A 12,367-nucleotide genomic window follows, 5' to 3' on the forward strand; every position below is an offset into this window, starting at 1 on the left:
AAAGTGATTGAACATTGCGGCCGGCTTCTCAAGGCTAACCAGCTTACGTCAGAAGACCGCCGCCGTTTGACCCGGTTGGTCGAACTCGCGGTAACGGAATTGCAACGTTTAGACACCTGACTATCGAAACTCCCTCCAACATACTTCGCAGCGTTCGGCGATCGCCGCATCCCGCGACAATACTTGTCTCGTTCAGCAACAAGAGACTGCTCAAGGCTCATGGCGGCGGCTATTCGAATGAGGAAGAGCGCCCGGCCAAGGACAGGCTGCGACGTTGCCGGCCTTCCAAAAAGATTTGGACACCCACTTGAAACCAGATCAGGCTTTTCTAATTTTTAGTTTGCCGCGAGAAGCGGTCCGGGCGCCATTCGAGGGCCCGGCGGAGACGGGCGCCTGGGGTGTCCGACGCCCGCTCGTATCCAACTTGCTCAATGGAGGATTTGGCTATGAGGACTAGCTACGATTTTGCCCCCCTTTGGCGGTCGACTATCGGCTTTGACCGCCTATTTGATCTTGTCGACGCGGCGCAACAGTCCGGTACCGAGGACAACTATCCGCCGTGCAATGTCGAGCGCCTTGGTGACGACCGCTATCAGATTTCGCTGGCCGTCGCAGGCTTCTCCGCGGACGAGATCGCAATCACTGCTGAACAGAGCGTTCTAACGGTCGAAGGCCGCAAAGCAGATAAGCAGCAGCGCGAGTTCCTGTACCAGGGAATTTCCTCGCGGCCGTTCAAGCGCCAGTTCAATTTGGCCGACTACGTGCAGGTCAAAGGAGCCGCGTTCGACAACGGTTTGTTACAGATCGAACTGGTCCGGGAGCTACCAGAGGCTATGAAGCCGCGCCGTATTTCGATCGCAGGCTCAGCGGGCTCCAATGTTCGGCAGATCGACGGCAAAGCAGCCTGAACGCGAAACTCACGTCAACGACTCGACTTCCGCGGCTCCTTCGCGGCGGAAGTCGCTCGAAATAAAGGAGAGACTATATGGCTTTCAAGGATCTCATTCCCTGGAACGGCAATGGACGCGAGGTCGGCGTTCATCGCGGAACCGACGCGAACCCCTTCCTCACGCTGCATCGTGAGATGAACCGCATGTTCGACGACGTGTTCCGCGGTTTTGATCTTGCCCCATTCGGGTCGACCCGGACGCTAAGCGCGCTAGGGTGGCCGCAGATCGAAATCGATGAGACGGATAAGGAGGTGCGCATCACCGCTGAACTGCCTGGTCTCGACGAACAGGACGTCAACCTCGAAATCGCTGACGGCGTCCTTTCTATCTCAGGCGAGAAGAAGTCGGAATCGGAAGACAAAGGTCGTCGATTCAGCGAGCGGTACTACGGCCGATTTGAGCGGCTCATACCGTTACAGGACGTCGACGACGACAAGATCTCGGCCACATTCAAGAATGGGATACTCACAATAACAGTGCCCAAATCCGCCGAAGGAAAGAATGTCCGCCGGATCTCGATTAATCGCAATGGCTAACAGCAACGCCGTGGTCGGGCCTTTCGAGCGCCCGACCACGACAATTCTGAGAAACCTGCTACAGCAATGTTCATTCGTTCATCGTTAAAGACGATCAAACGTTGGCCTAACCGATGGCCTTTGCTTCTTTGCATGCTCCTCGTGTGGTCGCCGGCGAACTTGGCCGACGCGCGCGGGGCCTACACTCAAACGGTGGCCCCTGTCGTCAAGGAAACGACGCCTTCGGTTGTCAATATTTCGGTGTATGCGCGCGTAAAACAGGATAATCCGCTCTACAACGATCCAGTCTTTCGGGAATTTTTTGATCTTCCCAAGCAGCTTGAAAAAGAAATCCAGGCAACCGGCTCGGGCGTGATTGTCGACGCCGAACGCGGCTTTGTGCTCACCGCCAATCACGTGGTGGCACAAATCACAAGGGCGCAGGTAACGACTAAAGACGGGCGCAAATTCGATGCAAAGCTGGTCGGGCGTGACCCGGCAACCGATATCGCGGTTCTTCAACTCCAGGGTCCCAAGGGAAATCTCAAGGCCATTCCGATGGGCGACAGCGACAAGATCGAGGTCGGTGATTTCGTAATTGCGATCGGCAACCCGTTCGGCTTGGGCCAAACAGTAACGTCAGGAATTATCAGTGCTCTCGGGCGAACCGGTCTTGGTAAGCAGGGCTACGAGGATTTCATCCAAACCGACGCCTCCATCAATCCCGGAAATTCGGGCGGCGCGTTGGTCAGCTTTAGCGGACAGCTGATTGGGATTAACACGGCAATCATTTCACCGGCAGGTGGCAACGTTGGAATCGGTTTCGCTGTGCCGATCAACATGGCACGCCGGGTTATGGAGCAGCTGGTGCAGTACGGCGAGGTTCGTCGCGGGCAGATTGGCATTTCAGTCCGCGACCTTGGAGCCATGGCTTCCAAGGAAGGGTATCAAGGTGCGTTAATTGGCGACGTCGTTGGTGGGTCCCCCGCAGAGAATGCGGGTTTGCAGAAAGGTGACATCGTCAAGTCAGTTGACGGCACGCCGATCGGAAGTGCGTCCCAGCTTCGCAACTTAATCGGTCTCACGCCGCTGGGTAGCCGGATGGAGCTCAAGTTCGATCGCAATGGCATGACTCGCAACGCTCTCATCGAGGTTGGGCCCGCAAAAGCGCCGGCAAGGCGCACGGCAGATCAATAGTGAAAGAGCGAGGTAGGCAACGTAACAGCGTAGTCAGAGGACGTCGAGCGCGGGCAACCGCCCAACTCGAATGAAGGTGTACGTCGATGTCACGAAATCCGACGCAGTGGGTAAATCAGGAAGCCGACTTATACGACGCAATTGGGCGGGCGATCGCTAATCTTCATGCAGCACTTTCTGAGGTCGATGCCGCGTGGGTCAGAATTAGGGCACAGCGCCCCGAGCCGTCCGTAGCGGCTTTTGCGGCGCTCGATGCAGCTGAGCAACTTGTCGAAGTTGCCCGCGAAGATCTTGCCCGGGCGCGCGTCGCTCTCTCCGACTTCACGGAAGATAACAGCAATTGACGGCCCTCTGAAAGATCGTTCCTCGTCCTAGATCGCTAAGTATTTCTTTCCTTTAGTCGGCGGGGCCAGTCTCCCTGACGATTCAGGTATGGACTTTCCGACTCGAACAGCTGCGGTCGAACATGCGACCCGCATCGCTCGAGGCGTCGCGAAGGGAACGCCGAATTATGTAGGCGCTAGCCGTTTCGTGGCTGTGGTCGATGAGGGCGGAGAAGAAATCTTCAGAATGGCTGTCAAAGCCTTTAACTGAACCGAGTGGCGATCGCTTACCTATCGATGGCTTCGACCGGCCCGAATTGCACACGCGCGACTTCGGCCACTGTGACGGAGCCTCTCAGTCGTTGGCGGTCTTTCTTAACGTCAACGTCACCGCTCAACCGCGGCACAGATATCGACAAGGCAATTGAATAACCTTCCTCTTCTCGCCGAGCTGCGTTTTCTCGAGAACAGGGCTCCGCATTCTGAGCGAGTCGGCGGATTGCAAGGCAACAGTACCGGTTGGCACAAGCTTCCAAATTTCATTGACGAAGATAGGCTGCGAGTTCATCGGGCGTTCCTTGCGGAAATGCCTCCCGCAGATATTCAAGGAATGCCGACACGCGGGCACTCAGCAATCGACGTGTGGGATAGAGCGCCCAAAGGGCGGTGCCCGGTCCTTCGACGTCGCCCCAACGCACCAGCGTTCCAGCTGCGAGATCGGGACTGACGAGGGACACCGGAAGTCGTGCCACGCCGACGCCCATCCGGACTGCATCGCGAACCATGACCAGCGAAGACAGGCCGAGAACCGGATTGACGGAAGCGCTCGATTGGCCTGAGGGAGTGCTGAACTCCCAGATTGTAGCTTGGCTGATCGCACCATGCACGACGGCCGGAATAGCCGCACCGTCTGCAGAAGGAGCGAGGCGAGGGCTTGCCACGATGACCAACCTGTCGTGTAGGAAGACCCGCCCGACGAGGTTTGCATCTGGCTTTGGGTTGACCCGAATGACCAGGTCATAGGCTTCCTCGACCATATCGACCGGCCGGTCTTCAGTCGTGATCTCCAGCCGTATCTCGGGATATTTGAGCGCGAACCCCGCGGCCAGCTTGCCCATGGCGATCTGTGAAAAGAGCAGCGGCGCGCTGATCCGAAGTCTGCCTCGCGGGTTGTGTCCACCCGAGGCGATCGCTGCGGCTGTTTCGTCAAGTTCAGTGAGCAGCACCGCTGTCCGCTCAAACAGCGCCCTTCCTTCCTCGGTCAGCTTCAAGACCCGGCTGCCCCGCTCAAACAAGCGGATGTTGAGATTGCTCTCTAGCTCCCCCACGCGCCGCGAAAGGGTGGCTTTCGGCCGGCCGGTTTCGCGCGCGGCACGACCGAACCCGCCATGGCGGGCAACGAGGTTGAAGTCAGCTAAGGCGAGAAGATCCATCTGTTCCACGCATGAGACTGTCTGTCTCTTTATACCGTCTATCGGGTCATTGGTGAACCGCTCATATTCAGGAGCTGACCAACCAATAGGAGAATATCCCATGACCATCCTCGTAACAGGCGCGACCGGCAACATCGGTCGCAACGTCGTCGAACAGCTCGCAAAGCGCGGCGCCCCGGTGCGCGCACTCGTCCGCAATCCGTCTAAAGCCAACTTTCCTGCCGGTGTTGAGGTCGTCCAAGGCGACCTGCTCGACGTCGATTCCCTCCGGTCTGCCATGAAGGGCGTGTCCACGCTGTTCCTGCTGAACGGTGTCGTGGCCGATGAATATACCCAGGCGCTGATCGCGCTGAACGTCGCCCGCGAGGCCGGGATCGAGCGGTTCGTGTACCTGTCCGTCATCCACAGCGACCGCTACGTGAACGTGCCGCACTTCGCAGGCAAATTCGGCGTCGAGCGCATGATCGACCAGATGAAGCTCGGCGCCACCATCCTGCGGCCCGCCTACTACATGGACAACGAGATCACGATCAAGGACGTGGTCACCGGCTACGGCATCTACCCGATGCCGATCGGCGACAAGGGCCTCGCGATGATCGATGCGCGTGACGTCGGTGAGGTCGCGGCGCTTGAACTGATCCGCCGCGAGCAATCGCCCACGCCTCTTCCGCTCGATTACATCAACGTGGTTGGGCCCGACACGCTCACCGGCGCAGACGCCGCTGCGATCTGGTCGGATGCTCTCGGCCGCACGATCACCTTCCCCGGCAACGACACCGCTGGCTTCGAGAAGAACCTGCGCCAGTTCATGCCGAGCTGGATGGCCTTCGACATGCGCCTGATGGCCGAACGGTTCCTGACCGAAGGCATGGTTCCGGACACCGGCGACGTCGAGCGGCTGACCAAGCTGCTGGGCCGTCCGCTCCGCTCGTACCGCGACCACATCGCGCAGATCACGGCATAGCGCGCGGCGATGTCATTTAATGATCAGGAGAACTATTATGATCTATTCGACCGCTACCGTTCCGGTGAATCCGGCCGGTGAAACCAAGCTCACCCGCGAGCAGGCCTGGAAGGATCTGGAGCTCAAGGCACGCGATGCGCGCTTGTTTCTTCCGCCGGGGCTGCGGCCGTCGCACGTTAGGGTGCGTTGGCGACCTAGGCCGCAGGCGGTAGGTCGGCCAGCTTAAAGTCACCAACTGACGCGAGCGCCGCCCGACACCTGATGGCTCTCGGCGTTGCTGCGGAATTCGCCGTTATAGGCGGCGAACAGCCGGAAGTTTTCGGTCCGCCAGCCGGAGATCTTGGCGCCGATCAGTCCGGCGTCGCGGCCGGGTTGTGCGGCCCCGACAGTGAATGTCTGGTCGAGTAGTGCTGCCTGGCTGATCAGCGTAGTGTCGCGCAGGTCGTGGCCCCAGCCCAACTTCAATTCTGGCATAATGACATTGCCATCAAGGGTACGCAGCTGCGCGCTGAGTGCGACACCGGCGGTGGTGGTCAGCTTGTCATAGGTCTGGGCCGCATAGATCAGCCCAAAGGGCAATTGGTTTTCGCTGTAGCCGTCGCGTCGGAAGCCCTGCCAGCTGATGCCGGCAAACGGTTTCAGCACCGCATTCGTCGCCAGCGGAATCCGATAGCCAGCTTCGAGCGACGTGCCGACACCAATGCCGTTGGTGGTGCCTTGTAGAGCCGACGACGTCAGCACGATCTGGCGGGTGGTCGAAATTTGGCTGGGACCAGCCGCAACACGGAGGTCCACTACCGCAGCGCCCGGCGTCCAGCTTGCATAAAGCGCGCCGGCATAGATGTCGGACGTGCCGCGGATATCGGTGCTGGTCGCTGAAGTCCGTGCAAAGCCGAATGCAGCGCCGGCGGCATCATGCGCCAGGTTCAGGAACGCCGGTTGCTTGCAGTTCAGGCTGCGCTCAGCGACCCACTGGAAACCCGTCGGTTGTCCCGCCTCGCGTCCGATCTGGGGTTCAACAGCAAGGCCCATTTCAGCCGCAGCTTCCGCGCTCGATTTGGCATCACGGCCAGCACCTATCGTAAATTACAGCTCGATGCATCGGCGAGCATCCAACTCACCAGCCCCGAAGTGGTCCAGCAGTGGTGGATGACCGTCGCCGGATAAATATGTGCCCGATGACGGGCAGCAACTCGGCGTTAAGAGCTCCGTTCCACTGCAGGAATAGAGGCGGACCGCTCTAGCTCTGCGTCGGAGGCGTGCGCCATCCAACCTTCTGGACTCGGCCTGGTGTCGGCCAAGGTTGCTTTGCATTCTCGAGGATCGCCGATGCGTGCAGACACGTGTCCCGCACGCGTTCGCGTGTACCGCTTTTCGATGGACCTACTGCCGAAATCCCAGGGGCCGCGACCCCGTGGAGCACGAGAAATGCGGGATACGGTCCCTACATGGGGGTGGGTAGCATCGAGGGCGCCGGCCGCCACGCCCAGCAGAGCCACGCTGACACCCATGACTTGTCTCCAACGGGAACACACGGGAGATCTCATGGGTAACGCGACCAGTGATCCATGCGCTGCTCTTCGTGAAGGTCTCAGCAGTCTCGGCTTGTCGCCCTCATGATTGAGCGTGCGCATCATGACAGCGCGGGCGGGACCGCCGCCGAGAGCGCCGAGAAGATTGTCGAAGCGCCGTAGACCTGACTTCGAACTTCGCTTCTTGTACCGAACATCATCGTTCCCGTTGGTTGCTGGAGCTAGCAGTACGTTCGTCCTGCGGACGAGGGAGACCCGCGATCGCGGTTACGCGACGAATCTCTGGATCGAGCGTCTGCCAAGCCTGAACAAGGTCAACGTCGTAATTTGAATTGATGCGATCGGACCTGAACTTGGTCCCGGCAGATAGCGTGACCTTGCCGCAGTCACTGGCGATCACAACGACATCATTGAACCATGCCGCATACCGATCATTGCCAAGCTTCCTGCGGAGGCACGACGCGACGACGTCCGGTATCGGAAAGGCGTGCTGCGCCGGTTTCTCGCGTCCCTGAGTTTCGGCCGCGCCTTTGACTGGAATTTTCACTGAAGGTTCAATTGATGATTCAAGTGAAGATTCTAGGCCGCTCTGTGCGGGGTACTTAGGCCGCTCTGTGCGAGGTAGTGAAGCCGGTTTGTGCGGCCTACTCTGCTTTGGAGGTACGCCGCTCACGGCGGCCTTCTGAGTTTGTTTTTGCTCAGCGATTTTAGGAAGGCCGCTTTGTGCGGCCTTCTCGCCTACAACATGCGGCATCATCAGCTGATAAACATATCCTTTTCGCCCCCGCGTCTTAAGCGATCGGCTTCGACGGATGAATCCGGCCTCCTCCAAGCGCTTCAGGCTACGCTGTACTGTATCGGCTGACATCTCGCCTTCGTCCGCCAGACGTGCTTGTGACGGCCAGCAAACACCATCTTGATCGGCACGATTACCGAGCATCAGCAGGCACAACTTGTCTATCGGCGACCCGACGCGCAGTTGGGTAGCCCAATTGGTCGCTTCCCAGCTCATGTCACGACCTCGCCGTCCGTATCTCTCGCGAGGGCCGGCGCGGAACTGATGGGCAAAATCAGATCGGATAAAAATCGCCGACGCGTGGCGGAAGACACGGCTTGCCATGCCGCCCTCAAGGTCTGCAGTTCGCCGGCCTGCTGCGCAGCGTTGCGCATACCGTCCTTGATGCGCTGTCGCACCGCCGGGTCGGCCATTCGGGCTTTGGTCGCCACGCTGACTTCCGCTCGTTTAGCAGGATCAGTCCAGCGAGCGCGGTTGGAGGCCGCGATTTTGGCGCGTGCTTCCGAGGTGTGATGTCGCCCACCCGCGTCCTTCATACTGCCACTCCCGGTGCAGCAGGAGGGGGCGCGAAGTTTTGCTTTTGGCTTCTAACGCATTGATCTCGTTTGAGAGGTAAAGTACATGTTTTGCAGCTAAGTCCCTGACGTTCTTTAAAAACGTTGAGCTTCCCAAGCTGCATACGAGGGTTCGATTCCCTCCGTCCGCTCCAGCCCCTTCATTCATTCCAGATGATCGGCGCCGCATGGCGATTGAACGGTTTGGCATCCCCGCCGTTCTTCAAAGGCGCCCGTTGCTGTTCGCACAACACAAGGTTTTTGAATGACGTTTCCCCTCTCAGCTGCAACCGCCGGCAATGTCCCCGGCGTTGTCGCCTCCAGCGTCTATGCCAATGGCCGCCGCGTCGCCGACATCCCTGTCGAGGAGGCGGGCGTCTGGGCGCAGAAGCCGGGTCATGTCGTCTGGATCGGGTTGCTGGAGCCGTCGATCGAACTGCTCGAGAAATTGCGGGTGCAGCTCGATCTGCATCCCCTCGCCATCGAGGATGCGCTGAAGTCGCATCAGCATCCCAAGGTGGAGCAATATGGCGAGGCGCTTTTCATCGTGGCGCGCACGGCCCAACTGGTTGACCGGGCAGTTGCCTTCGGCGAGACGCACATCTTTTTGGGCAAAGGCTACGTCGTGTCCGTGCGTCATGGCGCCTCGACGTCCTATGCGTCGGTTCGCGAGCGGTGCGAGGCCTGTCCGTCCAATCTGACGCGCGGCGAAGACTACATCCTCTACGCAATTCTCGATTTCATCGTCGATAATTATCGTCCCGTCATCGAATCCATCCTGTCCGAGATCGATGAGCTCGAGGATGGTGTCTTGCACCGGATGCTGACGCGGGCCGAATTCGAGCGGCTCTACAAGCTGCGCCGCGAGCTGCTGCGGCTGCGTCGCGCGGTCGGACCGCTGGTCGATGTCTGTCATCGCCTCGAACATATCGATATCCTGTTCATCGACGATGAAATGAAACCGCTGTTTCGCGATGTTCTGGATCACGTCAAGCGCGCGGAAGAAGATATCGACTCGCTGCGGGAAGTGCTGGCCTTTGCCTTTGAAGCCAGTCTGATGTCAGGGCAATCGCAGCAGACCGAGATTACCCGCAGGCTTGCGGCCTGGGCGGCGATCCTGGCAGTGCCGACAGCGATTGCCGGCATCTACGGCATGAATTTCGAACATATGCCGGAGCTGAAATGGACCTACGGCTACTACGTCGTGCTGGGCGGCATCGCCGTGATCTGCGGCTATCTGTATCTGCGCTTCAAGCGTAACGGATGGCTGTGACTGGCGAAGCGATCATCCCACCGCCTTCGCCGCCGCGCGCCCGGCGGTGCGCCCCGTAAACAAACAGCCGCCAAGAAACGTCCCTTCCAGCGAACGATAGCCGTGCATGCCGCCGCCGCCGAAGCCTGCGGCTTCGCCGACCGCATAGAGGCCGGGCATGATCTGACCATTGCTGCCGAATACGCGCGAGTCCAGGTCGGTCTCGAAACCGCCCAGCGTCTTGCGCGTCAGGATGTTCAGCCGCACGGCGATCAGCGGGCCCTGCGCGGGATCGAGAATGCGATGCGGCTTCGCGGTGCGGATCAGGCGGTCGCCGATATATTTGCGCGCATTGTGGATGTTCATCACCTGCGCATCCTTGACATAGGGATTGGCCATGGTGCGGTCACGCGCCTCGATCTGCGTCCGGATCTCGTCGAGCTTCAGCAGATTGTCGCCGGTCAGCGCATTCATGGCGCTGACGAGGTCGTCGAGATTGTCGCGCACCACGAAATCGATGCCGTGATCCTTGAAGGCCTCGACCGGCGCCGGTGCGCCCTTGTTGGTGGCGCGGCGCGCGGTCATCAGCCAGCTCCTGCTAGTGAGGTCTGGGTTCTGCTCGGAGCCGGAAAGGGCGAATTCCTTCTTGATGATCGCCTGCGTCAGCACGAACCATGAATAATCATAGCCGGTGGACTGGATATATTGCAGTTGGCCGAGCGTATCGGAGCCTGGAAACAGCGGCGCCGGCAGCCGCTTGCCGGTGGCGTCGAACCACATCGACGATGGGCCGGGCAAAATGCGGATGCCGTGTTTCGGCCAGATCGGATTCCAGTTCTCGATGCCCTCGACATAGTGCCACATGCGGTCGCGATTGATCAGCCGCGCACCCGCTGTTTCCGTGATGCCCATCATGCGGCCGTCCACATGGGCGGGCACGCCGGAGATCATGCGCGTCGGTGGCTCGCCGAGGCGCTTGGGCCAGTTCTGCCTCACCAGATCATGATTGCCGCCGATGCCGCCGGAGGCGACGATCACCGCCTGCGCACGCAGCGAGAAGTCGCCGATCACATTGCGCGAACTGCTTTCGCCGCGCTCGGTGTTGGATGGTTCGAGGATCGCGCCGCTCACGCCATCGACAGTTCCGTTGGTCACGCTGAGTGCATCAACGCGGTGGCGGAACCTGAAACTCAGCAGACCCTTCTTCTGCGCCTCGCGCGCACGTCGCTCGAACGGTTCGACGATGCCGGGGCCAGTGCCCCAGGTCACATGGAAACGCGGAACCGAATTGCCGTGGCCCATCGCGTCATAGCCGCCGCGCTCGGCCCAGCCGACCACGGGAAACACGCGGTGCCCCATGGCGCGGAGCCAGTCGCGCTTCTCGCCGGCGGCGAAAGCGACATAGGCTTCGGCCCAGCGCCGTGGCCACAGGTCCTCATCACGATCGAAGCCGGCCGTGCCCTGCCAGTCCTGCATCGCAAGGTCATAAGAGTCTTTGATGCCAAGTCGTCGTTGTTCCGGAGAGTCGACGAAGAACAAACCGCCGAACGACCAGAACGCCTGGCCGCCGAGATTTTGCTCGCCTTCCTGATCGACCACGACAACGCGCTTGCCCGCATCGGCAATTTCCGTGGCCGCAACGAGGCCCGCGAGTCCACCGCCGACGACGATGACATCCGCATCACCGGCCATTCTGTTTCCCCCATCTTGTTAACGGAGATTGAAGTCGGCGCGGGAACTTTGGTCAACGGAAATTGCGCGCGAAGGGCGGCGCTGTTTCAGATTGGTACCGCGAGGGAACGAGGTGCATCCCGCGCGCAACACTCGATTTGAATCGCATTGGAAGCGTCATGCTCGTCTGGACAAAGCCACGATCTGGCAACACGCTGACTAGGCCTTGCATCACCAAGGCAGTCAGATTCGGGATCGACAGGTTTTGGGGCTGGACATGAAGTTCGTTACGGGTTTGCTGGCGGCGGTCTTGCTGTTCGCGGGCGTCGGGGCAAGTCACGCGGTGGTTCGCATCGCAGATGATCGTGGCGGACGGATCGGAACCTATGTCGACAAGTATCAGGGATTGCGCACTTCCGGCGAAACCGTGATCATCGACGGCCTGTGCGCCTCGGCCTGCACGATCGTGCTCGGCGCAGTTCCGCGTGACCGGATCTGCGTCACCTCCAATGCCAATCTCGGCTTTCATGCGGCCTGGGACATGGGTGCCAATGGTCGCGCGGTGACCAATCCGGAAGCCACCCAGATGCTGTATTCGATGTATCCGACGCAGATCCGGCGCTGGATCTCCAGGCGTGGCGGACTGAAGGCGCAGATGATCTTCCTGCGCGGCCGCCAGCTGATGGGCATGTACAAGCCCTGTTACATGGACGCCCACGCCTCCAGCGCGCGCTAGAGCGTTTTCGAGCGAAGTGGATACCGGTTCGCGTCGAGAAAACGCGTCAAAACAAAAAGCTAGAGCCCGGTTCTGATGCAATCAGAACCGATAAGGCTCCAGGTCGATTTGACTTTTATTCCATCAGCATGACGTGATGCCCTGCGGCGCCGGGAGCGCTTGCCCGCGTCATCATCTCGGCATATCTGGAACCCGGATGGCGGGCTCCGGAATGATCTCGGGCCTTGGCCATTCTGAGATCGTCTGATGGTGCAGCCTTTATCGACGCCCGAGAGCACCATGCCCGCCTCCGAGCGGTCGTCTCGGCTTGCGTCGGTCATTGTCGCATCGGCCGCGGCGTTCGTGGCGCTCCTTCTGGTGGGGGCAATCGGGCTATGGGCACATTACGGCACGGCCGTATTTTTCGAGATGATCAAGACCGGCATCGCCGCCTGCATGTGATCG

General features: G+C 59.9%; 14 protein-coding genes and 2 pseudogenes. 11 read left to right on the forward strand and 5 right to left on the reverse strand.

Annotated elements, in window-relative coordinates:
- Positions 1-446: 446 nt before the first annotated feature.
- The 5 genes from hspB (at position 447) to AB8A27_RS27450 (ending at position 3,256) form a co-directional block, all read left to right on the forward strand.
- Entirely contained in the window at positions 447-908 is a 462-nt protein-coding gene (gene hspB / locus AB8A27_RS27430) for a small heat shock protein HspB (RefSeq protein ID WP_441244600.1), read from the forward strand.
- Between the two features lie 77 nt (positions 909-985).
- Positions 986-1,486, forward strand: a complete 501-nt coding sequence (locus AB8A27_RS27435; RefSeq protein ID WP_441244601.1) for an Hsp20/alpha crystallin family protein — start codon at positions 986-988, stop codon at positions 1,484-1,486.
- A gap of 66 nt (positions 1,487-1,552) precedes the next feature.
- On the forward strand, positions 1,553-2,662 hold the full coding sequence (locus tag AB8A27_RS27440; RefSeq protein WP_441244602.1) for a trypsin-like peptidase domain-containing protein: 1,110 nt from the start codon (positions 1,553-1,555) through the stop codon (positions 2,660-2,662).
- Positions 2,663-2,748: 86 nt separating this feature from the next.
- Positions 2,749-3,006, forward strand: a complete 258-nt coding sequence (locus AB8A27_RS27445; RefSeq protein WP_441244603.1) for a hypothetical protein — start codon at positions 2,749-2,751, stop codon at positions 3,004-3,006.
- Positions 3,007-3,037: 31 nt separating this feature from the next.
- Positions 3,038-3,256, forward strand: a complete 219-nt coding sequence (locus tag AB8A27_RS27450; RefSeq protein ID WP_441245052.1) for a DUF6894 family protein — start codon at positions 3,038-3,040, stop codon at positions 3,254-3,256.
- Positions 3,257-3,524: 268 nt separating this feature from the next.
- On the opposite strand, the gene AB8A27_RS27455 is transcribed toward AB8A27_RS27450, so the two are convergent.
- Complete coding sequence (locus AB8A27_RS27455; RefSeq protein ID WP_441244604.1) at positions 3,525-4,418, reverse strand: LysR family transcriptional regulator; 894 nt, start codon at positions 4,416-4,418, stop codon at positions 3,525-3,527.
- 100 nt (positions 4,419-4,518) lie between these two features.
- Here AB8A27_RS27455 and AB8A27_RS27460 point away from each other — a divergent pair, with 100 nt between their 5' ends.
- Both AB8A27_RS27460 and AB8A27_RS27465 read left to right on the forward strand, forming a co-directional pair.
- Complete coding sequence (locus AB8A27_RS27460) at positions 4,519-5,382, forward strand: SDR family oxidoreductase (RefSeq protein ID WP_441244605.1); 864 nt, start codon at positions 4,519-4,521, stop codon at positions 5,380-5,382.
- Between the two features lie 37 nt (positions 5,383-5,419).
- Positions 5,420-5,545 (forward strand): annotated as a pseudogene (locus tag AB8A27_RS27465) (AtaL-like protein); the annotation flags it as partial.
- Between the two features lie 65 nt (positions 5,546-5,610).
- On the opposite strand, the gene AB8A27_RS27470 reads toward AB8A27_RS27465, so the two are convergent.
- Positions 5,611-6,390, reverse strand: a complete 780-nt coding sequence (locus tag AB8A27_RS27470) for an autotransporter outer membrane beta-barrel domain-containing protein (RefSeq protein ID WP_441245053.1) — start codon at positions 6,388-6,390, stop codon at positions 5,611-5,613.
- Between AB8A27_RS27470 and AB8A27_RS27475 the strand changes: the two are divergent.
- Positions 6,289-6,549, forward strand: a pseudogene (locus AB8A27_RS27475) (helix-turn-helix domain-containing protein); the annotation flags it as partial. The gene AB8A27_RS27470 and the pseudogene AB8A27_RS27475 overlap by 102 nt on opposite strands.
- A gap of 561 nt (positions 6,550-7,110) precedes the next feature.
- On the opposite strand, the gene AB8A27_RS27480 reads toward AB8A27_RS27475, so the two are convergent.
- Together AB8A27_RS27480 and AB8A27_RS27485 are read right to left on the reverse strand one after the other, a co-directional pair.
- Positions 7,111-7,926 (reverse strand): helix-turn-helix domain-containing protein, encoded by an 816-nt coding sequence (locus tag AB8A27_RS27480; protein ID WP_441244606.1) that lies wholly within the window; start codon positions 7,924-7,926, stop codon positions 7,111-7,113.
- On the reverse strand, positions 7,923-8,246 hold the full coding sequence (locus AB8A27_RS27485) for a hypothetical protein (protein ID WP_441244607.1): 324 nt from the start codon (positions 8,244-8,246) through the stop codon (positions 7,923-7,925). Before AB8A27_RS27485 ends, AB8A27_RS27480 begins: the two co-directional genes overlap by 4 nt.
- 283 nt (positions 8,247-8,529) lie before the next feature.
- Between AB8A27_RS27485 and corA the strand changes: the two genes are divergently transcribed.
- Positions 8,530-9,537: a magnesium/cobalt transporter CorA gene (gene corA, locus AB8A27_RS27490; protein ID WP_441244608.1), complete on the forward strand. Its 1,008-nt coding sequence runs from the start codon at positions 8,530-8,532 to the stop codon at positions 9,535-9,537.
- Positions 9,538-9,549: 12 nt separating this feature from the next.
- Here corA and AB8A27_RS27495 read toward each other — a convergent pair whose 3' ends face one another.
- Positions 9,550-11,208, reverse strand: coding sequence for an FAD-binding dehydrogenase (locus AB8A27_RS27495; protein WP_441244609.1), 1,659 nt, complete (start codon positions 11,206-11,208; stop codon positions 9,550-9,552).
- Between the two features lie 256 nt (positions 11,209-11,464).
- Between AB8A27_RS27495 and AB8A27_RS27500 the strand changes: the two genes are divergently transcribed.
- Positions 11,465-11,923, forward strand: coding sequence for a hypothetical protein (locus tag AB8A27_RS27500; protein ID WP_441244610.1), 459 nt, complete (start codon positions 11,465-11,467; stop codon positions 11,921-11,923).
- 279 nt (positions 11,924-12,202) lie between these two features.
- A complete protein-coding gene (locus AB8A27_RS27505) occupies positions 12,203-12,364 on the forward strand; it encodes a hypothetical protein (protein WP_441244611.1) in 162 nt (53 codons plus the stop codon).
- Positions 12,365-12,367 lie beyond the last annotated feature (3 nt).

This window comes from Tardiphaga sp. 768_D3_N2_1 (assembly GCF_052076105.1).
GTDB lineage: Bacteria > Pseudomonadota > Alphaproteobacteria > Rhizobiales > Xanthobacteraceae > Tardiphaga.

What these genes read in the sequence shown, in the direction of transcription:
- hspB (WP_441244600.1), top strand. Translation starts at nt 447, where the DNA reads ATGAGGACTAGCTACGATTTTGCCCCCCTTTGGCGGTCGACTATCGGC.
- AB8A27_RS27435 (WP_441244601.1), top strand. Translation starts at nt 986, where the DNA reads ATGGCTTTCAAGGATCTCATTCCCTGGAACGGCAATGGACGCGAGGTC.
- AB8A27_RS27440 (WP_441244602.1), top strand. Translation starts at nt 1,553, where the DNA reads ATGTTCATTCGTTCATCGTTAAAGACGATCAAACGTTGGCCTAACCGA.
- AB8A27_RS27445 (WP_441244603.1), top strand. Translation starts at nt 2,749, where the DNA reads ATGTCACGAAATCCGACGCAGTGGGTAAATCAGGAAGCCGACTTATAC.
- AB8A27_RS27455 (WP_441244604.1), bottom strand. Translation starts at nt 4,418, where the DNA reads ATGGATCTTCTCGCCTTAGCTGACTTCAACCTCGTTGCCCGCCATGGC.
- AB8A27_RS27460 (WP_441244605.1), top strand. Translation starts at nt 4,519, where the DNA reads ATGACCATCCTCGTAACAGGCGCGACCGGCAACATCGGTCGCAACGTC.
- AB8A27_RS27480 (WP_441244606.1), bottom strand. Translation starts at nt 7,926, where the DNA reads ATGAGCTGGGAAGCGACCAATTGGGCTACCCAACTGCGCGTCGGGTCG.
- AB8A27_RS27485 (WP_441244607.1), bottom strand. Translation starts at nt 8,246, where the DNA reads ATGAAGGACGCGGGTGGGCGACATCACACCTCGGAAGCACGCGCCAAA.
- corA (WP_441244608.1), top strand. Translation starts at nt 8,530, where the DNA reads ATGACGTTTCCCCTCTCAGCTGCAACCGCCGGCAATGTCCCCGGCGTT.
- AB8A27_RS27495 (WP_441244609.1), bottom strand. Translation starts at nt 11,208, where the DNA reads ATGGCCGGTGATGCGGATGTCATCGTCGTCGGCGGTGGACTCGCGGGC.
- AB8A27_RS27500 (WP_441244610.1), top strand. Translation starts at nt 11,465, where the DNA reads ATGAAGTTCGTTACGGGTTTGCTGGCGGCGGTCTTGCTGTTCGCGGGC.
- AB8A27_RS27505 (WP_441244611.1), top strand. Translation starts at nt 12,203, where the DNA reads ATGCCCGCCTCCGAGCGGTCGTCTCGGCTTGCGTCGGTCATTGTCGCA.